The sequence below is a fragment of the Zoogloea sp. LCSB751 genome (assembly GCF_002028455.1).
Classification (GTDB): Bacteria; Pseudomonadota; Gammaproteobacteria; order Burkholderiales; family Rhodocyclaceae; genus Zoogloea.
In genome coordinates this window covers 124,387-150,327 of sequence record NZ_MWUM01000002.1, presented here as the reverse complement: position 1 = coordinate 150,327, position 25,941 = coordinate 124,387, and the positions used below count along the sequence as shown (strand labels likewise).

Genomic DNA, 25,941 nt, shown 5'->3' with positions numbered 1-25,941 from the left:
ACGGCTCCAATGGACGGGCCATCATCTCGCCGCAGCAGCCGGCCGCCGTCCATGACCGGGATCAAGCCGCTCCGCCGAGCTCAGCGGAAGGACACCGAAAACAGCATGTCCACCGCGTTCTCGCTACCCGCCCGGCCGATCACCGAGATGCCGCGGGTCAGCTGGTAGGTGAGCTTGACGATGCTGGTGGTGCCGGCAATCCCTTGTTCGAAGGACAGCAGCGCCCGCGTGGACAGCCGCTTGCCGATGGAGACCACCTGACCGGGCACCGTCGTCCCCGCCGAGCGGGACGACGCGCTGGAGGCCGTACCGGTGACGCTGCCGTTGGCCACGCTGCTGGTCTGCACACGGCTGCGCGGGTCGTTGCTGGCCCCGAAGGAGAACTCGTCGAAGCCCAGGTTGCGCGCCAGCGTGGCCGGCAGGCCACCGCCCGTCTCACCGAGCAGGGCCTGGGCGGCCGGCAGCAGCAACGCCATTTCGCCACCGGAGCCCTGATCGGGCGGCCGCCCGAGGACGATCCAGCCGAGCTTCTCCGGGTCCGGCACATTGGGTTCGGAGACCAGCCGCACCACCGGCCGGCGCGCCGTGCCGCCGATGCCGACACCGGCCTCCACGCTCAAGCCCTTGCGCAGCGCTACCACGTTGAGGCTGGGATTGGCGATCGGCCCGGCGAAGGTGACGATGCCGCGCTCGATGGACAGTTTCTGCCCGTAGCCCTCGAAGACGCCGCCCTGGGCGGTGATCACGCCGCTGGCGTGGAGGGGCTTGCCCTCGCCGGCCTGCAGGCGCAGCTCGCCAGCCAGCCGGGTGTCCACGCCGAGTGCCTTCACGTACAAGGCGTTGCCGAGATTGACGACCAGGTCGCTACCCATGTGGAAGGGGCTGGCCGACTTGCCGTTGTGATGAGGATCGATGACCTCCACGTCGTCGCCGAGGCTCGGCGCCGGCGTGCGCGACAGTTCGACGAAACCTGCATCGGCGACCAGCCGGCCCTTCAGCGTGGCGTAGTTCCAGCCGGTCAGCACCTCGCCCTCGCCGCTCAGCACCAGCCACTGGTCCACCCGCTGCAGCAGCGGCAGGCGCTCGGCACGGAAGCTGAAGCGCCCTTCGCCACTGGCCAGCTGCACCTCGCCGCGGGCATTCAGGGTGCCCGGCTGGCGGGTCAGGCGGGCCACGTCGATGCGGCTCTCCCGCGGCCGGACGCGGTTCGGCGAGACGAAGCTGAAATCCTCCAGGCGCAGGCGATCCTTGTCGAAATCCGCCGCCAGCGTGCCGCCGGACAGGTGCAGCCCCTGGTCGGCCATCACGAAGCCGAGCCGCTCGCCGCGGATGCGCCCGGAGGTTTCCGGCCGCGCCGGCGTGCCGGCCAGCGAGAATTCGCCCTTCAGGCTGCCCTCGGTCTTCATGTTCTGGTCGGCCAGCGGACCGGCCCAGGCGATGTTGGGGATGTCGACCTTGGCCGAGCCGAGCAGCGGCGCATCCGGCACCAAACGCAGCTCGCCCGACGGCGTGCGCTCGGCCAGCGCGGTGCCGGCCCCGGCGGCGCTGCCGAGCTGGCTGCCGTGGGCGCTGAAGCCGAAGGCCAGGCGGTTGGCCGCCGCCGACACGGACAGCTGCAAGTCGTCGAGCCCGAGGCGGACCGGCGAATCCCCTTGCAACACCAGGTCGCCCTTCTCCCGGTAGAAACGCACCAGGCCGTTGGCCTGCTCGCCGATGTCCACATCCCACTGGCCGCCGATCTGCAGGGAGTCGCCGGTGGATTTGACGGCCCGCGTCGCCGGATCGAGCATGAAGCCGACCTGCACGCCGCTGACGCTGCCGCGGGCGATCAGATGCCTGGCCTGCCAGCGGGTCTCGTCGAGGCGGATGCGCCCGCCGGCCCCGCCGCGCAGTTCGGCCGGGCCCAGCCGGATCAGATCCGCCGACAACACCAGCGGCGCCGCCGCCTGCAGACTCAGCGGATAGTCGCCGCGCGCCAGCAGGCTTTCCAGCCGGCCTTCCCAGCGTGGCCCGTCGGACAGGGCGCCAGCCAGGGCCAGGCTGACGGAATGACCCTTCAGCCCGCTGGCGTCCACGCGAATCCGGTTGGCGCTACGGGTCCCTTCGAAGCTGAGACTGCCACGGCTGAGCAGGGCCTCCGCCGCCGTCGCGCCCTGCAGCCCGGCCAGCCCGACGGAAACCGAAATGGCCCCATCGCGCCCTTCGGCCAGCCGGCCGCGGCCGTCCAGTCGCTCGATGCGCAGGCCAGCCAGCACCAGCTTCTCGCCCAGCAGCTCGAACTCGCCGGCGGGCTGGGCGGGCGTGCCGCGCAGCACGCCGTCCGCCTTCAGCCGTCCGGCCACACCACGGCCGAGGACGGCCAGCACCGGCGCATCCACATGCAGGGCCAGCGCGTCGCCCGGCTTGCCGTAGCGCCCCTGGGCGGACAGGCGGTTGCCGGCCAGATCGAGGTTCACATCCGCGTTGGCGATGCGCTGGCCGTCGATGGCCAGCTCGCCCTTGCCGAGCAGCGGCTTGCCTTCGAGACGGCTCGGCAGCAGTTCGAAGCCGACGCGCCCGACAAGCGTCGGCTGGCGGCGGCCACTGGCGTCGAAGCGGGTGTTCAGATCGGCAGCCGGCGCGCGGGTCACGAAGGCATGGGGGTCGAAATGGCTCAGCCGGCCGCGCAGCTCGAAGCGCCCGGCGCCGTCGAGGGCCAGCTTGCCGGACGCGTCCAGCCGGGCCTGGCGCGCGGTGGCGACGAGTTCCTCGACACTCAGCGCCCCCGCCGCATGGCGCGCCTTGATACGCAGTGCCAGTTGCGGGTCGCGCAGATCGGCGCTGAAGTTCTGCCCGGCGGCCTCCGCGTCGGCACGGAGATGGCCGTCGATGCGGGTCGCCACGGCGCGCCCATCCAGGTGGCGGGCATCGACGCCGCTCACCTGCAAATCGGCGTTCAGGTGGCCGAAACCCGCCTCAGCCTTGCCCTTCTCCTCGGCTTTCACGGGCGCCTGCCAGGCCAGGCGACCGCCGATCCGACCTTGGCCAGGCAGCAGTACCACCAGGTTGGACGCTGCCAGTTCGCCGCCGGCCCAGCGTAGCCGCGCACTCAAGGATTCGAGCGGCAGCTTGCCCTTGTCGTAGGGGCCGGGCTGGTGATTGCGGACGGTCAGCGGCCCGCCGACCACCCAGTCCTCCACCGCCAGCGGGCGACCGTCGGCCGGCTTCGCCGCGCTGGGTTCGAGATCCGCCTCCACGTCGAGCTGGGCCGCCGGCACTGCGGCATGGAAACGGCTCGGATCGACGCCCTGTACGCTGAGCTTGGCCGAGCGCAGCGGCAAGGCCGCGAAAGGCGTAGCCAGCACCTTGGCCGCCCCCTCCATGCCGGCCCCTTTGGCCTTGGCATGGAGCGCCAGCGTTTCCAGCGTGCCATCCGCCTGCGCCTCGATCGCGTAGGCTTCGCCAGCCTGACGGGTGTTCAGGCTGGCCATGGCTGTCAAGGCGAAAGGCCGCCGACCGTCGAGACGGCCGCTGGCGGCCAGCTGGCCGAAAGGCGCCGTGGCCTTCAGCTTCGAGAAATCGTGATGGCGCCCGTCCGATTCGAGGCTGCCGTCGAGCCCTGTGAGTTCGAAGTCCGGCGGCGCGGCCTGACCATCGATCAGCTTGCCGGTGAGCAGGCGATCGACGCGGACGCTGCCGAGGTGGACGGCGATGGGGAGTTCCAGGCTGAGCGGCAGGCTCAGCGGCGTGTCGTCGGGAAGGCTCGCGACGCGCAGCTCGGACGCCGCCAGCGAGGCCACGTCGAGACGACGGCTCGCCAGCGCGCCAGGACGCCAGTCCACCGCCAGATTGCGGATCTCCAGCTGCAGCGTCGGCGTGCGCAGTTGCAGGCTGCCGAGCTTGAATTCACCGAGGAGATAACCTTGCGGCTTGTCGAGGCTCAGCAGGCCGCCGCTGACACCATTGGCCAACCCGGCCAGCGCCCGCAGGCCGGACTCGCTGGCGCCGAGCCAGCCGAGCAGCAGCACGACGACGGTGAGCAGGCCGAGCACGGCCGCCAGCGCCCCGCGCAGCAGGCGGGCGGAAGGCGCGTCCCGACGCGGGGCCGGGGCAGGCGACGGAGCGCCGTCCGGCGCCGGATCGGCAGCGGGCTGCTCCGGCGCGTCACTCATGGATCAGCCGAACAGGCTGGCCAGGCCAGTACCCGGATCGTCGACACGCATGAAGGCTTCGCCGACCAGGAAGGCATTGACCTTGTTGGCCCGCATCAGCGCCACGTCGGCCGGCTGCAGGATGCCCGACTCGGTGACGACGATGCGCTCCGCCGGGATGCGCGGCAGCAGGTCGAGAGTGGTCTGCAGGCTGACCTCGAAGGTGCGCAGGTTGCGGTTGTTGACGCCCATCAGCGGCGTGCGCAGCTGCAGCGCCAGATCCAGCTCGGCGCCGTTGTGCACCTCGACCAGCACGCCGAGGCCGAGGCTTTCGGCGATGGCTTCCATCTCCTGCATCTCGGCCAGACTGAGGGCGGCGGCGATCAGCAGGATCGCGTCGGCGCCCATCGCACGGGCTTCATAGACCTGGTAGGGATCGACCAGGAAGTCCTTGCGCAGCGCCGGCAGGCTGCAGGCGGCGCGGGCAGCCTGCAGGTATTCGGGAGCACCCTGGAAGAACTGGCGGTCGGTCAGCACCGACAGGCAGGCGGCGCCGGCCTTCTCGTAGCTGGCGGCGATCTCGGCCGGGCGGAAGTCGGCGCGGATCACGCCCTTCGACGGGCTGGCCTTCTTGATCTCGGAAATCACCGCGGCCCGGCCGGCGGCGATCTTGGCGCGGATCGCACCGACGAAATCGCGGGCGGCGGGCTGGGCTGCCGCCTGCTCGCGCACCGCGGCGTCGGAGACGGCGGCGCGGGCGGCGGCCACTTCCTCGCGCTTCACGGCGAGGATCTTGTTGAGGATGTCGGACATTCAGTTCTCCTGTGGGGGGCGAATCGACTCTCCTGTGGGGGCGAATTCATTCGCCCGCGGAGGTCGATCAACGCACTGCGGGCGAATGAATTCGCCCCTACGGGGTCAGGCGAGTTTCCTGGTACAGGCGACAAAGGCTTCCAGCCTGGCGCGAGCCTCGCCGGAGACCAGCACCTCGCGGGCGCGGGCGATGCCCTCGTCGATGGAGCCGACCACGTTGGCCGTGTACAGCGCGGTGCCGGCGTTCAGCACGACGATCTCGCGGGCCGGCCCGGCGTGGTTATCGAGCACGCCGAGCAGCATCTCCTTCGATTCGTCGGCGGTGCTGACCTTGAGGCTGCGGCTGGACTTCATCAGCAGACCGTAGTCTTCCGGATGGATCTCGTACTCGCGGATCTCACCATCCTTCAGCTCGCCGACCAGCGTCGCCGCGCCGAGGGAAACCTCGTCCATGCCGTCGCGGCCATACACCACCAGCACGTGCTCGGCGCCGAGGCGCTGCATCACGCGCACGCAGATGCCGACCAGGTCGGGGTGGAACACGCCGAGCAGGGTATTCGGCGCGCCGGCCGGGTTGGTCAGCGGGCCAAGGATGTTGAACAGCGTGCGCACGCCCATCTCGCGGCGCACCGGCGCCACGTTCTTCATCGCGCTGTGGTGGTTGGGAGCGAACATGAAACCGATGCCGGTCTCCTGCACGCACTCGGCCACCTGCTGGGCGTTGAGGTTGAGATTCACGCCCAGGGCTTCCAGCACGTCGGCACTGCCCGACTTGCTGGAGACGCTGCGCCCGCCGTGCTTGGCGATCTTGGCGCCGCCGGCGGCCGCCACGAAGATGGTGGCGGTGGAGATGTTGAAGGTGTGGGAGCCATCGCCGCCGGTGCCGACCACGTCGAGGAAGTGGCGGTCGTAGGGCACCGTGACCTTGGTCGCCAGCTCCCGCATCACCGTCGCTGCGGCGGAGATTTCGCCGATGGTCTCCTTCTTGACCCGCAGGCCGGTGAGGATCGCGGCGGTCATCACCGGCGAGATCTCGCCGGCCATGATCTGGCGCATCAGCGACAGCATCTCGTCGTAGAAGATCTCGCGATGGTCGATGGTGCGTTGCAGGGCTTCCTGGGCGGAAAACGTCATGGCCAGCTCCGGTCAGGCTTGGGATTGTTCGAGGAAGTTGCGCAGCAGGTCGTGGCCGCGCTCGGTGAGGATGGATTCCGGGTGGAACTGCACGCCCTCGACGAACAGCGTCTTGTGGCGCACGCCCATGATCTCGCCGTCGTCGGTCCACGCGGTGACTTCCAGGCAGTCGGGCAGGCTTTCGCGCTCGATGGCCAGGGAGTGGTAGCGGGTGCAGGTCAGCGGATTGGGCAGGCCCTTGAAGACGCCCTTGTCCAGGTGATGGACCGGCGAGACCTTGCCGTGCATCAGCTTCTTGGCGTGGATGATCTTGCCGCCGAAGGCCGCGCCGATGCTCTGGTGGCCGAGGCACACGCCGAGCAGCGGGATCTTGCCGGCAAATTCCTTGATCGCCGCCACCGAGATGCCCGCCTCCGCCGGCGAACACGGGCCGGGGGAGACGACGAGCTGGGCGGGCTTGAGCTGGGCGATCTGCTCGAGGGTGATCTCGTCGTTGCGATACACCTGCACGTCGGCACCCAGTTCGCCAAAGTACTGCACGAGGTTGTAGGTGAAGCTGTCGTAGTTGTCGATCATCAGCAGCATGGCTGCGCATCCTTTCCGGAGCGGCGCCCCGCCGGCTGGGCGGGGGCCTTTGAGGGGTGTCGGGCCGGGGCGGCCGGGCATCGCGGGGCGACGCGCAGGGCCAGCCGGGCCACGGCGTTCTCTGTGCTTACAGGGCCGTATCGAGTCCGGCTTCGGCGATCTCGGCGGCGCGCAGCATGGCGCGCGCCTTTGTCTGGGTTTCCACCCATTCGGCCTGGGGGTCGGAGTCGGCAACGATGCCGGCGCCCGCCTGCACATGGATCTGCCCGTCCTTCAGCACCGCGGTGCGGATCGCGATGGCCAGGTCCATGTCGCCATGGAAGCCGATGTAGCCGACCGAGCCGGCGTAGATGCCGCGCTTGGTCGGCTCCAACTCGTCGATGATCTCCATCGCGCGCAGCTTGGGCGCACCCGACACGGTGCCGGCCGGGAAGGTGGCGCGCAGCACGGCCAGCGGATCAAGGCCGTCCTTCAGCTTGCCTTCCACATTGGAGACGATGTGCATCACGTGGGAGTAGCGTTCCACCGTGAACTGCTCGGTGACGCGCACCGAGCCGGTCCTGGCGACGCGGCCGCAGTCGTTGCGGCCGAGGTCGAGGAGCTGCAGGTGCTCGGCGCGCTCCTTCTCGTCGGCCAGCAGTTCCTTCTCAAGCGCCTGGTCCTCGTCGTGGGTCGCGCCGCGCTTGCGGGTGCCGGCGATGGGACGCACGGTGACGTCCTTGTCCTCGAGGCGCACCAGGATCTCCGGCGACGCGCCGACCACCTGGAAGTCCTCGAAATTGAAATAGAACATGTAGGGCGACGGGTTGAGGCTGCGGATCGCCCGGTACAGGGCCAGCGGGCTGGCGCCGAAGGGCTTGCTCATGCGCTGGCTGAGCACCACCTGCATGATGTCGCCCTCGACGATGTAGTCCTTGCCCTTCTGCACGGCGGCCTTGAAGGCCTCCTCGCCGAAACTCGACACCGGCTCGGACGGCTCGGCGCGGACTTCGACCGGCACAGACACCGGCTCGCGCAGCTTGCCGACCAGCTCCTTCAGGCGCTTCTGCGCGCGGCCGTAGGCGTTCGGCACGCCCGGCTCGGCATACACCACCAGGGTCAGCTTGCCGGACAGGTTGTCGACGATGGCAATTTCCTCGGACAGCAGCAGCAGGATGTCCGGCGTTCCGAGCACGTCCTTCTTTTCGGTCTTGGCCAGGCGCGGCTCGATGTAGCGCACCGTGTCATAGCCGAAGCAGCCCACCAGGCCACCGGCGAAGCGCGGCAGGCGTGCGCGCGGCGGCACCTTGATGCGCTCCATGAACTCGGCGATGTATTCGAGCGGATCGCCGCCGTCGCGGCGCTCGACGACGCGGTCGTTGGTCAGCAGCAGCACGGAGCGGCCATGCACCTCGATGCGCGTCGGGGCGGACAGGCCGATGATGGAATAGCGGCCGAAACGCTCGCCGCCCTGCACGGATTCGAGCAGGTAGGTGTTGGGCGCGTTGGCCAGCTTGAGATAGACGGAAAGGGGGGTGTCGAGATCCGCGAAGGTTTCGACGGTAACCGGGATGCGGTTGAAACCCTGGGCGGCCAGGGCGTGGAATTCGGCTTCGGTCATGGAGACTCCGGAAGGGCGTGGTGCTTTTTTCGCGAGGGTATCACGGGGCAGGCCCGCGACAGTTCTGGGCAGCTCAGGCGAGCAGCCATGACCGGCCGCCGCATCCGCCAGAGCGGGGGATACGAACGGCAGGGAACTCCTCTACGAAGAACACGCGCTTGCGGGTCACGATGATGGATGGGATCCGGTGATGTCAGCCCAGGATGCGCGGCAGCGCATCGGTGAGGCTCGATAGTAGCCCGTCGCATTCGATGCTGTCCACCGCCACGCCCTCGCTGTAGCCATAGGTGACGAGCAGCACCGGCATGCCGGCGGCGCGGGCGGCTTCGGCGTCGTTGGCCGAGTCGCCGATCATCAGCGCTTCGTCCGTCGCCGCGCCGAGCAGCGCGCAGGCGTGCAGCAGCGGCGCCGGGTGGGGCTTCTTGTCGGCCAGCGTGTCGCCGCTGACGGTGGCGCCGAAGAAGCCGGCGATGCCCATCCGTTCGAGCAGCGGCCCGGTGAAGGCGGCCGGCTTGTTGGTCACGCAGGCCATCGCCACGCCGCGCTCGCGCAGGGCCTCCAGCGCCGGAACCACGCCGTCGTAGATCAGCGTGCATTCGCCGTTCACGTCGGCGTAGTGGCGGCGGAAGGCGGCCACCGCCGCATCGATCTCCGCCTCCTCGGCCGAACCGCTCTCTTCCAGGCAGCGCCGCACCAGGTTGAGCATGCCCTTGCCGACGAAGCTGCGGATCACCTCGATGTCGTGGGGCGGACGACCGAGCTCCAGCATCATGCGCCGGCAGGCTTCCGACAGGTCGGGGATGGAATCGAGCAGCGTGCCGTCCAGGTCGAACAGCACGGCACGGACGGCGCGGGAAGCGGGGGCAAGGGCAGCGGACATGGCGGAACTCATCAGGCGGAACGGGAACGGGGGCACTTCTGCCGCCCCCGGACGCGCAGGATAAGGGAGATCAGGCCGACGGCGCCAGCAGCGGGCGGCGCCAGGCGCGCAGCAGCGCCACCGCGACCATCAGCACGGGCAGCGCCGCCAGGATATTGACCCGCTCCCAGCCCAGCCCATCCACCAGCGGCCCGGCGGCGAAGGTGGCCACACACACGGCGAGGAACACCAGGCTGTCGTTGAGGGCCTGCAGGCGCGCCCGGTCGGCCTCCTGCCAGCATTCGGCGAGGCGCGTCGTGGCGCCCACGTAGAGGAAGTTCCAGCCCAGCCCGACGCCGACCAGGGCCAGCTGGAAATGCCCCAGCGCATCGCCGCCCAAGGCCACGCCGACCGCCAGCAGCAGCGCGGCGCAGCCAGCCAGCATCACCGGCAGGCTGCCCCAGCGGCGGATCAGGTGGCCGGTGACGAAGGACGGCGCGAACATCGCCAGCAGGTGCCACTGGATCACCTCCGCGGTGGCGTCGAAGTCCAGCCGGGCGCACAGCATGGCCAATGGCGTGGCGGTCATCAGCAGGTTCATCACGCCATAGCCCACCGCACCGGCCGCCAGCGCCAGACGCACCCGCCCGTCGCGCAAGATCACCGCGATGGGGCGGGACGGGCCGGCGACGCACGCGGCCGGCTCCGGCAGGCGCAGCTGGCTGGCCAGCACCGCCGCCAGCAGCGACAGCCCGGCCAGGATCAGGAAGCTGGCCAGGAACGGGGTGTGGAAAAGATGGCGCGTCTCGCGGGCCAGGAACGGGCCGAGGAAGGCCGCCAGCACCCCGCCGCTGAGGGTCAGCGATACCGCCAGCCCGCGCTCGGCGGCGGGCACGGCCTCCAGCGCGGCGAAGCGGTAATACTGGCCGGTCGCCCCGTGCACGCCGATACCGATGCCGGCCAGCACGAACAGCGGGAAATGGCCCAGCGCGACGGCCAGCGCAGCCAGGACCAGGCCGGCCGCGCCGCACAGGGCGCCGGCCACGAAGATCGTCTGCCGGCCGAAGCGCGCCAGCAGGCGGGCGGCGACCTGCAGCGCAAGCAGCGTCGCCAGGTATTGGGCGGCCAGGGGCACGGTCGCCAGACCGGCCGCCACCGACAGGTTGTGGCTGATCGACACCGACGCGGCCAGCACGAAGCCGATGACGGTCATCGTCAGGGCCTGGCACAGGGCCAGCAGGAGGACATTGCGGTTCATGGAACGACTCCGGGAACTTGGACAGCGCCATCGTCGCAGGCTAGAGTCATGGCAGAAATGACCAACAAGCCACTTTTTCTGCCATGACGCGCTGCATCGCCCTCCTCGTCTATCCCGGCTTCCAGCTGCTCGACGCCGCCGGCCCGCTGAGCGCCTTCGAAGCCGCCAACGGCGTTATCCCCGGCAGCTACCAACTGGAAGCGCTGTCCCTCACCGGCGGCCCGGTGGCGAGCTCCAGCGGCATCCAGCTGCTGACCCGCGCGGCGGCGGCCAGCGACGCCATCGATACCCTGCTGGTGGCCGGTGGAGATGGCGTGGATGCGGCTTCGGCTGATCCCGCCGCCCTCGCCTTCATTGGCGCCGCCTGCACCGCAGCCCGGCGCGCCGCCAGCGTGTGCTCGGGGGCCTGGCTGTTGGCGGCGGCCGGTCTGCTCGACGGTCGCCGCGCTACCACCCACTGGCGGCGCTCCCCCGCCTTCGCGCGGCGCTTTCCGCAGGTCAGCCTGGACGCGGACCGGATCTACATCCGCGACGGCAAATTCTGGACCTCGGCGGGCATCACCGCCGGCATCGACTTGAGCCTCGCGCTGATCGCCGACGACCTCGGCGACAGCGTCGCGCGCCAGGTGGCGCGGCAGCTGGTGGTGTATTACCGGCGCCCCGGCGGGCAATCCCAGTTCTCCGAAATCGCCGGCATGCAGGTGGCCGGCGGCACTTTCACGGACTTGCTCGATTACGTCCGGCACAACCTGCAGGCGCGCCTCGACGTGGACGAACTCGCCGCACGGGCGTGCATGAGCCCGCGCCACTTCGCGCGGCGCTTCAAGGCGGAAATGGGGGTGACGCCGGCCCGGGCGGTCGAGCGACTAAGGGTGGAGGCCGCCGCCGCGGCGCTGGAGAGCGGCAGCGCGTCGGTACAGGCGGTGGCGCGCAGCTGCGGCTTCGGCGACGCGGAACGGATGCGCCGCGCCTTCCTGCGGATTCACGGCGTGCCGCCGTCAGCCCGGCGGCGCGGCCGTGTGGAAGAAGATCAGACGCCGGCCAGCGCGCCGCGCAGTTCGCCGATCACCGAATTGTAGCGCTGCGGGTCGCTGTCCTTGCCGGCCCCGAAGACGGCCGAGCCGGCCACGAAGGTGTCGGCACCGGCGCGGGCGATCTCGGCGATGTTGCCGACCTTCACGCCACCGTCGATCTCCAGCAGGATCTTGCGGCCGCTGCGCTCGGCGTAGGCGTCGATCTTGGCGCGGGCCTCGCGCAACTTGTCGAGGGCGCCGGGAATGAAGGACTGGCCGCCGAAGCCCGGGTTCACACTCATCACCAACACCACGTCGAGCTTGTCCATCACGTGGTCCATCCAGTTGAGGGGCGTCGCCGGGTTGAACACCAGGCCAGCCTGGCAGCCGCTGTCGCGGATCAGGCCGAGCGTGCGATCGACGTGCTCGGAGGCTTCCGGGTGGAAGGTGATCACGTTGGCGCCAGCCTTGGCGAAGTCCGGCACGATGCGGTCCACCGGCTTGACCATCAGGTGCACGTCGATGGGCGCCGTGGTGTAAGGACGGATCGCCTCGCAGACCAGCGGGCCGATGGTCAGGTTGGGCACGTAATGGTTGTCCATCACGTCGAAGTGGATCCAGTCGGCGCCGGCGGCGATCACGTTGGCAACCTCCTCGCCGAGCTTGGCGAAATCGGCGGACAGGATGCTGGGAGCGATGCGGTAAGTCATGGTAAGTCCTGGCGGGGGAGACGCGGGAGGGGCGCCAGTTTACCCGCCCTGCTCCAGCTCCGCCAACGCGGGCAGGCACGCTTCCGGAGCACCGCCGTCGCGGTTGCAGCTGCGGGGCAATTCAGTTTCAATAAGGGCTCCCCAACCCGAGCACCCACAAAAATGACAAACGCCATCGACCAGGAAGCCATCGAGGTCACCGCGGTTTCCCGCTTCATCGAAGAGCAGTCGGACCTGGAAACGAACCGCTACGTGTTCGCCTATCACATCACCATCCGCAACGTCGGCCGGGTCACCGCCCAGCTGGTCAGCCGCCACTGGGTCATCGCCGACGCCGAAGGCACGGTGCAGGAAGTCCAGGGCGCCGGCGTGATCGGCCAGCAGCCGGTGCTGCAACCCGGCCAGTCCTTCGAATACACCAGCGGCTGCACCATCGCCACGCCGGTGGGCACGATGAAGGGCAGCTACCAGATGGTCGCCGAGGACGGCACGCCCTTCGACGCGGACATCCCCGAATTCACGCTGGCCATGCCGCGCACGCTGCACTGAGGGCCGCGCGGCCGCCTGTCGTTCACACGACGAACTGGCCGATCGCCTTGCTCATGCGGTCCACCGACTGATCCAGGCTCGCCACCGCGCTCTGGGTCTGACTGACCACCGCCACGTTCTGGTCGGTCATCGACGCCACCCGCTCGATGTTCTGGGCCATCAGGGTCATCGCGCTGCGCTGCTCCGCGGACGAATGGGTGATGTCGTTCACCATGCCGAGGGTGCGCTCCATCTGCGCGTTGATCTCCTGCAGCGCACTCTGCGCCCCCTGCACCAGCAGCACCCCGTCGCGCACCTGGCCGGCACCGTCGCGCATGCCATCCACCGCCTTCTGGGTCTCGCCCTGAATGCCGGCCACCATCGTGCTGATCTCCTGGGTCGCCTTGCCGGTGCGCTCGGCCAGCTTGCGCACTTCATCGGCCACCACCGCGAAGCCGCGCCCCTGCTCGCCGGCCCGCGCCGCTTCGATGGCCGCATTGAGGGCCAGCAGGTTGGTCTGGTCGGCGATCTCGCGGATCACCCCGGTGATGCGCGAGATCTCCACCGACTGCTGCCCCAGCAGTTCCACCTGCCCGGCCGCCTCCCGCACGGTGTCGGCGAGGATCATGATCATGTCGCAGGCCTTGGCCGACACCTGGCCGCCGCGCTCCGACACTTCGCTGGCGGTCTGGGCCGCACCGCGGGTGGCACCGGCATGCTCGGCCACCTCGCCGATCGCCACGGTGATCTGCTGGATGCCGGCCGCCGCCGACGAGGTCGCGTCGCTCTGCACCCGCGCAGCCTCGTTCACATTGCTGACCCCCGACGCCACCTCGCCCGACACCACCGCGACCTGCCGGGCCGTATCGCCCATGCCCTGCACGGTGGCCTGCACCGACGACACGAAGCGGTCCGCATCGCGGGCGATCTCGCCCAGCACGTCGCTGCGTGACAGCTCGAAGCGCTGCCGCAGGTCGCCGGTGGCCAGCAGGCTGCCCAGATAGACGTGCAGCGCTGCCGCGTCCCGCGCCAGCCCCGGCACGAAACCGAGCAGGAAGAACAGGCCCCACAGCACGCCCAGGCCACCGGCGGCGAGCATGAACTCGCGCAGGAACGGCAAGCTGACGAAGCCCTGCAGCAGCGCACCGGCGGCCAGCGTCAGCAGCAGACAACCCGCCCCCGCCAGCTGGACCGGCGCGGACCGGAACACGGCCCACGGCGAGCGGCGCGCCGGCACGACCCGGCCATGCTCGATGCGGATCGAACGCTCGCCGTCGCGGATACGCCGGTAGGCGTCTTCCGCCGCCCGCACGTCCTCCCGGGACGGACGCGAACGCACCGACTGAAAGCCGACCACCCGGCCGTTCTCGCGCACCGGCGAGGCATTCGCCACCACCCAGTAGTAGCCGCCGTCGCTGCGCCGGTTCTTCACCAGGCCACGCCACGGCAGGCCGGCCTTGAGGTCGCGCCACATGTCGGCGAAAGCCTCCTTCGGCATGTCCGGGTGGCGCACCATGTTGTGGGGCTGGCCGAGCATGGCCTCGCGGCGGTAACCGCTGATGTTGGCGAAGGCCTCGTTGGCCTCGACGATGTTGCCTTGAAGGTCGGTGCGGGAATAGATGAACTCGCCTTCGGGAAGCAGTGTTTCAACGTTCGTGACGGGAAGGTTCGTGCGCATTCTGAATCACCGTGTTCGTGGGTTTGCCCGGTCTGCACCAGATCTGGCTCAAACAACGGTGCAGGGAAGAGTCCTGGGGGATCAAATGCAGATCCTGTGCCATGCCCCGGAGCCCCCTGTGGCACAAACCGGTGCCGGCATGGTCAGGCCCCCCCGGCAGCATCGGCGGGTGCAAGCCCCCGAAATTCGCAAAACGAGCCCCGTCAGGCCTGTTCTGCGGCGCATCCGGATTTCATCCGGGATATGAACAAACTCACTCATCAAAAATGAAAAAAAGAAAAAATGCTTAGTGATTTTGTCGACAATCTTACTTTTACACCCCAATTCGAGCCTTATTGCAGTGCACCACACTCGTTTGACGCACCACTCCAGTGCGTTTTGCCGGGAATTCCGGCAACGAACGCGGCCTGCGAGCGGGCATGGTGTTTGCTGAAGTGTAGCTACCCTCCATTGCAGCTCTTCGCAGGCCATCACCGTGCAAGCACAACTCGGACGCTCCCGTCGAACCAGCCTCCTCACCCCTCGGGCCGTGGACAGGACTCGCATCCTCGACACGCTGGTGAACAACCTGGAAGGCATGGTCTATCGCTGCAGGGACGACGCCTCCTGGACGATGGTCTTCGTCAGCCAGGGAAGTTCCGAGCTGTGCGGCTACGCCCCGGCGGAAATCGTCGACAACGCCTGTATCTCATGGGAAGAGATCACCCATCCCGACGACCGGGCCCGGGTCCGGGCGCAGATCCGCAGCGCGGCCCGCAACGGCCAGCGCTTTGCGGTGCAGTACCGCATCACCACCGCCAGCGGTCACACCAAGTGGGTGCTGGAACGGGGCATCACGGTGCCCGACGAGCAGGGCAAGAGTGTCATCGAGGGCTACGTGGAGGACGTGACCCCGCGGCGGGCCACGCTGGAAGCGCTGGAGCGCACCGAGCTGCGCTACCGCCACATCTTCGAATACGCCTCGGAAGGCATCTTCCAGACCACCCGCGAAGGCCGCTACCTGGCCGCCAACCCGGCCCTGGCCCGGCTTTACGGTTATGAAACCCCGCAGCAACTGATGGCCGACCTGTCCGACATCGAGAGCCGGCTGTACGTGGATCCGAGCCGCCGCGACGCCTTCCGCCACCTGATGGAAAACAACGGCGAAGTGATCAATTTCGAATCCCAGGTGCGCCGCTGCGACGGCTCGATCATCTGGATCTCCGAGAACGCCCACACGGTGCGTGGCCCCCAGGGCGAATTCATCTGCTACGAAGGCACCGTCCAGGACATCACCGAGCGCAAAAGCGCCGAGGAACATCTGCGCCTGCTGGCCACGGTGTTCTCCAACAGCAACGAGGCAATCATCGTCACCGATGCGCAGAACCGCATCGTCGCCACCAACCAGGCCTTCACCAAGCTCACCGGCTACCAGCAGGACGAAGTCGTCGGGCGGAACCCGCGCGTGCTGTCGGCCGGCAACACGCCGCCGGAAATCTATAAGGAGATGTGGGACAGCCTGACCCACAGCGGCGCCTGGCAGGGCGAGCTGTGGGACCGCCGCAAAAGCGGCGAGCCCTATCCCAAGTGGCTGTCGATCTCGCTGGTGCGCGACGCCAACGGGGAAGTGCAGAACTACATCGGCAACTTCATCGACATCTCGGAGCTGAAGGCCTCCGAGGAGCGCATCCGCCATCTCGCCCACCACGACACGCTGACCAACCTGCCCAACCGCTTCAGCCTCAACGAGAAGCTGGAGCAGGCGATCGGCTTCTGCCGCCGCAACGACATGCAGATGGCGCTGATGCTGATCGACCTGGACCGCTTCAAGGCCATCAACGACACCCTCGGCCACCACGTCGGCGACGAGTTGCTGATCCAGGTCGCCAACCGCCTGAGCAGCACGGTACGCAAGAGCGACATCGTGGCCCGTCTCGGCGGCGACGAGTTCGTCGTCGTGCTGCCCGATGTGGACACCCCGGCCGACGCGGCCTACGTGGCCGACAAGATCGTCAGCGCGATCTCCGCGCCTTACCTGATCAACGGCCAGGAACAGCGGACCTCGCCGAGCATCGGCATCTGCATGTACCCGGACGACGCGCTGGAGATCGGCGACCTGCTGAAGAACGCCGACGTGGCCATGTATCACGCCAAGGCCAAGGGGCGCGGCAACTACCAGTTCTTCACCGAAGGCATGAACGCCGCCACCACCCAGCGCCTGGCCCTCGAGTCGGAACTGCGCATCGGGCTCGAGCGGGAGCAGTTCGTGCTGTACTACCAGCCGCAGGTGGACCTGCGCAGCGGCCGTCTGGTTGGCGTGGAAGCGCTGGTACGCTGGCAGCATCCGACCCGCGGGCTGATCCCGCCGTCCGAGTTCATTCCGGTGGCCGAGGAAACCGGCATCATCGACGCGCTGGGCGACTGGGTGCTGCAGGAGGCCTGCCGGCAGCTGCGCGACTGGCGCAACAAGGGCCTCGGCGCGATCCGCATGTCGATCAACCTGAGCACCGGGCAATTCCTCGACAAGACCCTGCCGCGGCGCATCCACGCGCTGCTGGAATACCACGGTCTGCCGGCCGAGCTGCTCGACCTGGAAGTCACCGAATCCGTCTCGATGGCCTCCCCCGACGAGACCATCGAGGTGATGAAGGCGCTGACCGAGAGCGGCCTGACCCTGTCCATCGACGACTTCGGCACCGGCTACTCGTCGCTGGCCTACCTCAAGCTGTTCCCGATCCGCACCCTGAAGATCGACCGCTCCTTCGTGAAGGACATCGAGACCGACCCCAGCGACGCGGACATCTGCGACGTGACGGTGCTGCTGGCCCACAAGATGGGGCTGGAGGTGATCGCCGAGGGCGTCGAGACGGAAGCCCAGCTCAAGTTCCTGCTCAGCATCGGCTGCGAGAAGATCCAGGGCTACCTGATCAGCGAACCGCTGCCGGCCGACAAGGCCGAGGCCTTCCTGCTGCAGCGCGCACCGATGACCGGGCTGGGCACCGTGGATCTATGGACGACGCCGTAAACGCCACGGGCGCCGCCTGAGGCTGCGCCCGTCGAGCCGCCGCGCGGGGTCGGCAATCAGGCCAGCGCCGTCACCGGCACTTCGAAGTGCTCCAGCAGCATCTGTACCACCGCCGCCAGCGGCAGGTCTTCGGCACTGGTCGGCACCGGCCGCAGCGGCGCACCATCGGGCTCGGGGAAATCCAGGTTGATGCCGTAGCGCCCGGAGCGCTGGCCATAGGCATACACATAGGCGGCCAGCCCGACGTCGGCATGGCTGAAGAAACCCACCGCCTGTTCGTTGTCGCGCCACGCCTCGCTGACCACCACGCTGGCGCGGGACAAGGGTCCTTCCACCTGTTCCATCAGGTGGGCAATCGAGCGGAACTTGTTCATCGCGGTTCTCCTGTCGGGCTTCGTTCAGTTGGCGGTGTGGCGCAGCAGCTTCAGGCAACCGACGGTGGACGCCAGGTCCACCGCGCGGGCGTCGTCGAAGTTGCGGATGTAGGGGTCGGCTCCGGCGGCCAGCAGCACCTCGACCACCTCCGCACGGCCACTGGACGCGGCGTACATGAGGCAGGTCGCCCCGGTGTCATTAACGTTGTCCACGTCGATGCCAGCCGCGATGAGGCGCGCCAGCGTCGCCTTGTCGCGCGACACGCAGGCCAGCCACAGGGCGTTGTTGCCATCGCCGTTGCGGCGCGCCGGATTGACGCCGGCCGCCAGCAGTTCCTCCACCAGTCCGGCGGAGCCAGCATAGGCCGCCCGCATCAGCGGCGTGAGGCCCTGGGCACGTGCGGCATCCAGGTCGGTCGGGTCGAAGTCGAACTCGGCGACGAAAGCCTTCAGCGCCTCGCTGGCCTGCGGCGGCAGGGCCACCGAGGCGAGGCCGCCAGTACGCTGTGCCAGCGCCGCGTTGAGGGGCTCGAAACCGCCATCGACGCTGTACACCTCGGCGAAGCGGAAGTCGGCGAACATCTCCGCATACACCTGGCTGGCATTGCCGTGGTAGCAATAGATCAGCACCGGCGTGCTCTTCGGCAGGCGGCGGATCGTGCCGCCGAGCAGGGCCTCGGTGAGATGTTCGGCCCCGGCGATGTGGCGCCGCTCGAAGGTCGTACGGTCGCGCACGTCGAAGACGGCCAGGGCCGGCAGCGTGGTGTTGCCGCGACGGTGGATCAGGTCGGCGGCGGTATCCGCATCGATGCGGACGAAGCCGCCGGCATGGGTCTGGGCAGAAGAGGGAGTGGTCGTGGAATTCATCGCAGGGCATCCTTGCGCCCCGGGTAGGGGGGCGTGGTTTCAACGCGGCCGTCGATCACCGGCAGGCCGATGGTGAAGTGGTAGAGGGTCTGGAACACGCCGTCGTCGAGGCCGGCCACGCTGTGCACCGGATCGTCGAAGAAGCAGCCGATGCCGGTGCCGCGCAGGCCCAGCGCCTCGGCTTCCAGGTAGAGCACCTGGCCGAGGGCGCCGGCCTCCCGGTACAGGTCGCGGTAAGCCGGCGGATCGGCCTCGACCCGCTCGGCGAAGGGCGCCAGCATGCCGAAGGCGATGCTGGCGTTCGACGCGATGTCCTGGTGGCAGTGCAGGCTACGGGCCACCCGACGCAGCTCCAGCGGGTCCGCCGGGGCCAGGCTGAAAAGCGCGTCGGCAGCCGGCAGTCCGTCCACCGGCAGCAGCTTGTAGCGGGCCTGCAGGCGCTGCGCCAGGCCACCGTCGAGAGCGCCGCGTGGCAGGAAATAAACCCCGGGCGCCAGGCCGTCGACCCGATGGATGAACATCAACAGCCCGATGCGCGCGTCCGCCGCCGGCCGCAAGGCCTCCAGCAAGCGCTCGAATTCGGCCCGCCCCATCACGTGGGCGGGATCGAAGCGCTGGGCGCTGCGCCGTCGCAGAATCAGCGCCGCCGGCTGCACGCGCGGGATGCGCTGGGGGTTGGACGCAGCACCGCTGTCGTCGGCCCGCCGCGTCGCCGCGGCCACATCGGCAATGACCGGCCAGCGGAACATCGGAAAACGGTCGATCAGGCTGGCCACACCCTGCCAGCGGGCCGCCGCGCTGGCTTCGTGCAGGGCTGCGGGCTCCAGCCGGGTGGCACAGCCGGCGAAATCCAGCACCAGCAGCAGTTCCGCCTCCTCCTGGCTGACCTCGGCCCGCTTGCCGGGAAACTCCGCCGCCCGGTCCAGCCCCAGCAGGCTGGCCAGTGTGTGGCTGCCGACCTGCGGCTGCTCGACCGTATGCCAGCCCAGCAGAGCCGCGGCATAGCCGAGGCAGGCCTGGGCATGCCCGGCGTCCAGCTGGCAGTAGCGGAAGGCCCGCTCACCGTACTTCCAGGCCTCCCGCCACATCACGCAGGACAGGCCGACCGCCAGCACAGGGCCAGCCGCCACCGGCTGCAGATGGACCGCCCGCAGCTCCAGCGCATGGATTTCCGGGCGGTAGTGGTAAAGCCCGTCGGCCAGTTCCGGAATACCGGCCACGATCACGTAGGCCTCGACCGGGTGCAGGTTGCCGCTCGACGGATTGGCACGCACCGCCCAGCGGTCCGGCCCGAGGGTCTTCCAGGCGGTCAGGCCGAAGGACAGATGCAACAGCGCGCCGATGCTGGCCAGATCGGGAATGGCCGGGGTGACCGGCGCCGCAGTCAGGTCCTCGGCGCGGGCCAGCGGCAGCTCGATCGGCGGCACGCCCTCGTAATGGCGGAAAGCCGCCGGCTGGGCATCCCAGTCCAGCGTACCGGGGCTGGCGGCATAGGCTTCGAAGCGGTGCTTGGTCCGCTGATGGTAGGCCTGCACCACCGCCGCGGCGGACAGAGGGGCAGGCATGACATCGGGCGGGGCGGCGAGGGTCTCGGGCATGATGCGGAGGCAAAATGGGTTTGCCCCGATTCAGCAAGATCGGTGCCCGCCCCTAAAGCTTGCGTGTAGCGAGCAAGGACGCGGCTCCGCGTGTATGCCGTGGTCCGAAGCCCGGTCAGAGCGCCCGACAAACAGTCGCGTTTTGTCGGTTTCATGACAGCTGGCCATCGCAGACATGAGGTCCGCCCCCAAAGCCATTTGCGCAAAACACCGACCGTACGGGGCACGCTCGACCCGACGCACAAAAACATCAAAAACATCAATATCATCAAACATATTGACCTTTCACAAAGCGTAACGGAATTCCCGGCAGGACAATGCAGACATTCCCGACGCCTGCCGCTATAAGGCAGGGCGCCATGTCGAGGCGAAATGAATCGCCCCCGCACCGGGGTCACGCTTACCCATCAGCACAGTCAGGCAACACCATGTGGATCAGCAGGACAGCATACGAGAACCTCCAGGCTCAACTCCGCAGCGCCGGAGATCGAGAGGCAAGACTAAAAGGCGAGAACGAGGCGCTCCAGCAGGAAATCGACGGCTTGCGCAAAGCGGAAGACGCAAAGCGCATCCAGTGCGAGAACCTGCTCGGTGTCGTCCAGCGCATGGCCGAGTTCGGCTCGTCGCTGAGCGGCGCCCAGGGCAGCCTGGCCGAGATGGCCGGCCTGCTGCACGAGGAAAAGGACAAGGCCGTCGAGGCCGCCCATGTGTCCAAGGCCAGCGGCCAGGCCACCACCGAGATCGCCGAGAGCCTGCAGCGCCTGGCCGCCGAATCGGACAAGTCCGCCGCCGAAGTGGACACCCTTGCCCAGCGCGCCGACGAGATCGGGGCCATCGTCAATCTGATCCGTGGCGTGGCCGACCAGACCAACCTGCTGGCCCTCAACGCGGCCATCGAGGCCGCCCGCGCCGGGGAGGCCGGCCGCGGCTTCGCGGTGGTCGCCGACGAGGTGCGCAAGCTGGCCGAGCGTACCTCCAGCGCCACCGCCGACATCTCGACCCTGGTGGAACGCATCCACGACGACTCGACCAAGGCCCGCGACAGCATGCAGCGCCTGGCCGAGGCCTCCGGCCGCTTCAGCGACCGCGGCCAGAAGGCCACCGAGGACATGCGTCTGCTGATGGGCCTGTCGGCCAACATGGAGAATGTCATCGCCGGCAGCGCCGCGAAGAGCTTCGTCGAGGTCGCCAAGATCGACCACATCGTCTTCAAGTTCCGCATCTATCTGGCGGTCTTCGGCCTGCTCGATCTAAAGGCCCAGGATCTCGCCACCCATACCGCCTGCCGTCTCGGCAAGTGGTACTACGAAGGCGAAGGCCGCGCCTGCTTCAGCCAGCTGCCGGGCTACCGGGAAGTCGAGCCACCCCACATCGAGGTGCACCGGGCCGGCGTGGAGGTACTGAAGGCCCATGCCGACAACGACATGGACGCCGTCCTTCGGCACCTGGACAGCATGGAGCAGTCCTCCATGCGGGTCCTCGACAACCTGCAAAGGATGGGCGAGGCGGCACTGAACGACCCGTCCATCCTGTGCCTGGAAGAAGGCGGGCACCGCCACTGATGCCGACGGAACAGGGGCGCGCCACGCATTGACGCGCCCTCCCGCACCGCCGAGAATCGGGCGCCATGCCCAGCCTCGACACCCTCCTCGCCTTCCTCGGCATTTCGGTCCTGATCACCCTCGCGCCAGGCCCTGACAACCTGATGGTCATTGGCCACAGCCTGGCCCGCGGCCGCCGCGCCGGTCTGGCCTTCGGCATGGGCTGCGCCGCCGGCTGCGCGACCCACACCGCCTGGGCGGCCCTCGGCATCGCGGCGGTAGTGCGGGCATCGCCCGGCCTCCTGCTGGCGGTCAAGCTGGCCGGCGCGGCGTGGCTGCTGTGGCTGGGCATCCAGGCCTTGCGCAGCGGTGGCCGTCTCGCCCCGACCGGCGGCCTGCCGGCCCAGCCGTGGCGGCGCGACCTGCGCCGCGGCTTCGTCGCCAACGCGCTGAACCCCAAGGTCGGCCTGTTCTTCCTGGCCTTCCTGCCCCAGTTCACCGATCCGGCCACCGGCACCCCAAGCCTGCAGATGCTGGCCCTTGGCGCCGTCTTCGCCGCCCAGACCGTCATTGTGTTCGGCGGACTGGCGCTGGCCGCCGGCACCATCGGCCGCCTGCTGGCCCGCCGCCCGCGCCTGGGCCCGTGGCTCGACCGCCTGTGCGGCGTACTGTTCATCGGCCTCGCCATACGCCTGGCGGCCAGCGACAACTAAACGCCCGTTGGGGCGGATTCATTCGCCCTCGAACGCCATCGAAGCAGCGGAGGGCGAATGAATTCGCCCCAACGATGAAGTCGCCCCTACAATCGGCTTCGTCAATTCACGCAGCGGGGCACATGCAGCCGCCCCCACATTCAAAGAACAATGCGACGCTCCCCTTCCGGCCCCGCGCCCCTGCCCGCCAGCGGCGAACGCCATGACTGGCAGACCATCCAGAAGCTGCTGCCCTACCTGTGGGCCTACAAGTGGCGGGTGCTGTTTGCCCTCACCTGCCTGATCTCGGCCAAGTTCGCCAATGTCACCGTGCCGCTGATCTTCAAGCAGCTGGTGGACGGCCTCGACATTTCCCGCTCCCAGGCCTTCATCGTGGTGCCGGCGGCACTGCTGGTGGCCTACGGCGCACTGCGCTTTTCCACCTCGCTGTTCACCGAACTGCGCGAGATCGTCTTCGCACGGGTCACCCAGGAATCGGTGCGCGAGATCTCGCTGCAGGTCTTCGGCCACCTGCACGCGCTGTCCCTGCGCTTCCACCTGGAACGCCAGACCGGCGGCCTGACCCGCGACATCGAGCGCGGCACTCGCTCCATCGGTTCGCTGATCAGCTACACGCTGTATTCGATCCTGCCGACCTTCGTCGAAATCGGCCTGGTGCTGGCCATCCTGCTGGTCAAGTACGAGCCCAGTTTCGCGATCATCACCGTCGTCACGCTGGCGCTGTACATCACCTTCACCTTCAAGGTCACCAACTGGCGCACCGCGCTGCGCCGCCAGGCCAACGAGCTGGACTCGGCCGCCAACGCGCGGGCCATCGACAGCCTGATCAACTTCGAGACGGTGAAGTACTTCAACAACGAGGCCTTCGAAACCCGCCGCTACGACGTCGAGCTGAAAAAATGGACGGCGGCCCAGATCAAGAACCAGAAGTCCCTGTCCTTCCTCAACATGGGCCAGGCGGCCATCATCGCCGTCGGCGTCACCGCCATGATGTGGCGCGCCGCCGACGGCGTAGCCGCCGGGCGCATGACCCTCGGCGACCTGGTGCTGGTCAATGCCTTCCTGATCCAGCTCTACATCCCGCTCAACTTCCTCGGCGTGCTGTACCGGGAGATCCGCCAGGCCCTCACCGACATCGAGCGCATGTTCGGCCTGCTCGCCACCCACCGGGAAGTGGCCGACACACCCGGTGCCCATGCACTGACCCGCGGTCCGGCCAGCGTCAGCTTCGACGACGTTAACTTCGCCTACGACCCGAGCCGCCCGATCCTCCACGACGTCGACTTCACCATCCCCGCTGGCAAGACGGTGGCGGTGGTCGGCCACTCCGGCTCCGGCAAGTCCACACTGGCGCGCCTGCTGTTCCGCTTCTACGACGTGCAGGGCGGCGCAGTGCGCATCAACGGCCAGGACATCCGCAGCCTGACCCAGGACAGCCTGCGCGCCGCGATCGGCATCGTCCCGCAGGACACCGTGCTGTTCAACGACACCCTGCTCTACAACATCCAGTACGGCCGCCCCGATGCCAGCCGCGAGGAGGTGGAGGCCGCCGCCCGCGCCGCCCAGCTGGAGGATTTCATCGCCCGCCTGCCGGACGGCTGGCAGAGCCGCGTCGGCGAGCGCGGCCTCAAGCTCTCCGGCGGCGAGAAGCAGCGCGTGGCCATCGCCCGCACGCTGCTGAAGAACCCGGACATCCTGATCTTCGACGAAGCCACCTCGGCCCTCGACTCGAAGACCGAGAAGGCCATTCAGACCCAGCTCGACGCCGCCGCCCGTGGCCGCACCACGCTGGTCATCGCCCACCGTCTGTCCACGGTAATGAACGCCGACGAGATCCTGGTCCTCGACCAGGGCCGCATCGTCGAGCGCGGCAGCCATGCCGAACTGCTCGCCCACGGCGGCGCTTACGCGCAGATGTGGGCCCTGCAGCTCGAAGAACGGGCGGCCGAAGAGGAAGCCGCCTGAGCGACATTGCAAACCTTTGCAAACGGACGGAGGTGTAACCTCGGCGAAATGCAGGCCGCGTAGCTTCAGTCGATTCAGCTACCCGACCTGCAAGGAGTTTTTCCGATGTTCGCCCCCCGTCTGCTCGCCCTGCTCATGCCGGCCCTCGTGGCCACCTCCGCCCACGCCGGCGTCGCCCTGATCGGCACGGGCAGCCTGTCCGGCTCCGACCTGTCCGGCCTCACCGGCACGCTGGAAAACGGCGCCGCCGCCAACCTCCTCGGCGGCCTCGGCTCCGCCGTCGCCTGGGCCGGCGGCGACACCTTCCTGCTGACGCCCGACCGCGGCCCCAACGCCGTCAACTGGAACGCCGCGGTGGACAACACCACCAGCTGGATCCCGCGCTTCCAGACCGTCAGCCTGGGCCTGTCTTCCGCCACCTTCAGCGCCGCCAGCGTGGCCACCCTCGCCCCGACGCTGAACGCCACCACCCTGCTGTCCAGCACCACCGCCCTCAACTACGGCAGCGCCCCGGTGCTGACCGGCAGCGCGGGCCAGAACTACTTCACCGGCCGCTCCGACGCCTTCGCCGCCGGCCTGTCCACCAACAGCGCCAACGCCCGCTTCGATCCGGAAGGCATTCGCGTCGCCGGCGATGGCAAGAGCGTCTACATCTCCGACGAATACGGCCCCTACATCTACCGCTTCGACCGCGCCACCGGCGAGCGCACCGGCGTGATCGCACTGCCCGACAAGTTCGCGGTGTCCAACCTGTCCGCCTCCGGCGACGCCGAGATCGCCGGCAACACCAGCGGCCGCGTCGCCAACAAGGGCATGGAAGGCCTGGCCATCACCCCGGACGGCAAGACCCTGGTCGGCATCATGCAGAGCCCGCTGGCCCAGGACGGCGGCACCAACGCCGGCGTGGTGCGCATCGTCACCGTGGACCTGGCCACCGGCAAGGTCACCCACGAATACGCCTACCAGCTGGAGAACATCGGCACCGCCGCCAAGCCCAAGTACACCAGCATCAGCGAGATCGTGGCCATCAACGACCACGAATTCCTCATCGACGAACGCGACGGCAAGGGCCTCGGCGACGACTCCAAGGCCGGCTTCAAGAAGATCTTCCAAGTGGACCTGAGCACCGGCCAGGACGTCAGCAGCATCACCGGCGAAAGCGCGCTGGCCGCCAAGACCGTCGGCAAGAGCCTGTTCGTGGACCTGGTGGCCCTGCTGAAGGCCAACGGCTACACCGACCGCACCATCCCGGCCAAGATCGAGGGCCTCGCCTTCGGCCCCGACGTGCTGGTAGATGGCGTGCTGCAGCACACCCTGATCGTCACCAACGACAACGACTTCCTGGATACCGTCGGCGTCAACGGCACGCCCACCGCCAACCCCAACCAGTTCTTCGTGCTCGGCATCACCAGCGACCGGCTCGCTGGCTACCAGTCCCAGCACATCCCCGAACCGGCCAGCCTGGCGCTGGCGGCCCTGGGCCTCGGCGGCCTGATGCTGCGGCGCAAGAAGTAAGCACCGCGCCGCCACGGACCGGGACTCGCTAGCCCGGTCCGTGGCGGCCTGTGGGA

The 25,941-nt window shown here is 68.6% G+C and carries 19 protein-coding genes; 7 read left to right on the top strand and 12 right to left on the bottom strand.

Going from position 1 to position 25,941, the window contains the following annotated elements:
* Positions 1-80: 80 nt before the first annotated feature.
* From B4920_RS03580 to B4920_RS03550, 7 genes are all read right to left on the bottom strand, one after another.
* Positions 81-4,151 (bottom strand): translocation/assembly module TamB domain-containing protein, encoded by a 4,071-nt coding sequence (locus tag B4920_RS03580; RefSeq protein ID WP_079433247.1) that lies wholly within the window; start codon positions 4,149-4,151, stop codon positions 81-83.
* Between the two features lie 3 nt (positions 4,152-4,154).
* The gene (gene trpC, locus B4920_RS03575) at positions 4,155-4,943 is read right to left on the bottom strand and encodes an indole-3-glycerol phosphate synthase TrpC (protein ID WP_079433246.1); all 789 of its coding nucleotides are present in this window, start codon (positions 4,941-4,943) and stop codon (positions 4,155-4,157) included.
* Between the two features lie 105 nt (positions 4,944-5,048).
* Positions 5,049-6,077 carry an anthranilate phosphoribosyltransferase gene (trpD, locus tag B4920_RS03570; RefSeq protein WP_079433245.1) on the bottom strand — a complete coding sequence of 343 codons (1,029 nt, stop codon included), beginning with the start codon at positions 6,075-6,077 and terminating at the stop codon, positions 5,049-5,051.
* 12 nt (positions 6,078-6,089) lie between these two features.
* Positions 6,090-6,662 carry an aminodeoxychorismate/anthranilate synthase component II gene (locus tag B4920_RS03565; RefSeq protein WP_079433244.1) on the bottom strand — a complete coding sequence of 191 codons (573 nt, stop codon included), beginning with the start codon at positions 6,660-6,662 and terminating at the stop codon, positions 6,090-6,092.
* A gap of 127 nt (positions 6,663-6,789) precedes the next feature.
* Positions 6,790-8,262, bottom strand: a complete 1,473-nt coding sequence (trpE, locus tag B4920_RS03560) for an anthranilate synthase component I (RefSeq protein WP_079433243.1) — start codon at positions 8,260-8,262, stop codon at positions 6,790-6,792.
* A gap of 193 nt (positions 8,263-8,455) precedes the next feature.
* Positions 8,456-9,142 carry a phosphoglycolate phosphatase gene (locus tag B4920_RS03555; protein WP_079433242.1) on the bottom strand — a complete coding sequence of 229 codons (687 nt, stop codon included), beginning with the start codon at positions 9,140-9,142 and terminating at the stop codon, positions 8,456-8,458.
* A 70-nt stretch (positions 9,143-9,212) separates the two neighbouring features.
* The gene (locus B4920_RS03550) at positions 9,213-10,379 is read right to left on the bottom strand and encodes an MFS transporter (RefSeq protein ID WP_079433241.1); all 1,167 of its coding nucleotides are present in this window, start codon (positions 10,377-10,379) and stop codon (positions 9,213-9,215) included.
* Between the two features lie 83 nt (positions 10,380-10,462).
* On the opposite strand from B4920_RS03550, the gene B4920_RS03545 reads away from it, so the two are divergent.
* On the top strand, positions 10,463-11,458 hold the full coding sequence (locus tag B4920_RS03545) for a GlxA family transcriptional regulator (RefSeq protein WP_079433240.1): 996 nt from the start codon (positions 10,463-10,465) through the stop codon (positions 11,456-11,458).
* Here the strand turns inward: B4920_RS03545 and rpe are convergent.
* The gene (gene rpe, locus B4920_RS03540; RefSeq protein ID WP_079433239.1) at positions 11,410-12,102 is read right to left on the bottom strand and encodes a ribulose-phosphate 3-epimerase; all 693 of its coding nucleotides are present in this window, start codon (positions 12,100-12,102) and stop codon (positions 11,410-11,412) included. The genes B4920_RS03545 and rpe overlap by 49 nt on opposite strands.
* Positions 12,103-12,264: 162 nt before the next feature.
* Between rpe and apaG the strand changes: the two genes are divergently transcribed.
* A complete protein-coding gene (gene apaG / locus B4920_RS03535) occupies positions 12,265-12,651 on the top strand; it encodes a Co2+/Mg2+ efflux protein ApaG (RefSeq protein WP_079433238.1) in 387 nt (128 codons plus the stop codon).
* Between the two features lie 22 nt (positions 12,652-12,673).
* Here apaG and B4920_RS03530 read toward each other — a convergent pair whose 3' ends face one another.
* Entirely contained in the window at positions 12,674-14,308 is a 1,635-nt protein-coding gene (locus tag B4920_RS03530; RefSeq protein ID WP_079433237.1) for a PAS domain-containing methyl-accepting chemotaxis protein, read from the bottom strand.
* 475 nt (positions 14,309-14,783) lie between these two features.
* On the opposite strand from B4920_RS03530, the gene B4920_RS03525 reads away from it, so the two are divergent.
* A complete protein-coding gene (locus tag B4920_RS03525; protein WP_139379408.1) occupies positions 14,784-17,312 on the top strand; it encodes a bifunctional diguanylate cyclase/phosphodiesterase in 2,529 nt (842 codons plus the stop codon).
* A gap of 56 nt (positions 17,313-17,368) precedes the next feature.
* On the opposite strand, the gene B4920_RS03520 is transcribed toward B4920_RS03525, so the two are convergent.
* From B4920_RS03520 to B4920_RS03510, 3 genes are read right to left on the bottom strand one after another with little or no spacing between them, the layout of a single operon-like run.
* Complete coding sequence (locus B4920_RS03520) at positions 17,369-17,686, bottom strand: hypothetical protein (RefSeq protein WP_079433235.1); 318 nt, start codon at positions 17,684-17,686, stop codon at positions 17,369-17,371.
* Between the two features lie 24 nt (positions 17,687-17,710).
* Positions 17,711-18,553, bottom strand: coding sequence for an ankyrin repeat domain-containing protein (locus tag B4920_RS03515; RefSeq protein WP_079433234.1), 843 nt, complete (start codon positions 18,551-18,553; stop codon positions 17,711-17,713).
* Complete coding sequence (locus B4920_RS03510; protein ID WP_216819733.1) at positions 18,550-20,151, bottom strand: SagB/ThcOx family dehydrogenase; 1,602 nt, start codon at positions 20,149-20,151, stop codon at positions 18,550-18,552. The genes B4920_RS03515 and B4920_RS03510 overlap by 4 nt, the downstream gene beginning before the upstream one ends.
* 542 nt (positions 20,152-20,693) lie before the next feature.
* On the opposite strand from B4920_RS03510, the gene B4920_RS30825 reads away from it, so the two are divergent.
* From B4920_RS30825 to B4920_RS03490, 4 genes are all read left to right on the top strand, one after another.
* The gene (locus tag B4920_RS30825) at positions 20,694-21,713 is read left to right on the top strand and encodes a methyl-accepting chemotaxis protein (RefSeq protein ID WP_305847113.1); all 1,020 of its coding nucleotides are present in this window, start codon (positions 20,694-20,696) and stop codon (positions 21,711-21,713) included.
* 65 nt (positions 21,714-21,778) lie between these two features.
* Entirely contained in the window at positions 21,779-22,405 is a 627-nt protein-coding gene (locus B4920_RS03500) for a LysE family translocator (RefSeq protein ID WP_079433232.1), read from the top strand.
* Positions 22,406-22,555: 150 nt separating this feature from the next.
* A complete protein-coding gene (locus B4920_RS03495; RefSeq protein ID WP_079433231.1) occupies positions 22,556-24,370 on the top strand; it encodes an ABC transporter ATP-binding protein/permease in 1,815 nt (604 codons plus the stop codon).
* A gap of 105 nt (positions 24,371-24,475) precedes the next feature.
* Positions 24,476-25,885: an esterase-like activity of phytase family protein gene (locus tag B4920_RS03490; RefSeq protein WP_079433230.1), complete on the top strand. Its 1,410-nt coding sequence runs from the start codon at positions 24,476-24,478 to the stop codon at positions 25,883-25,885.
* Positions 25,886-25,941 lie beyond the last annotated feature (56 nt).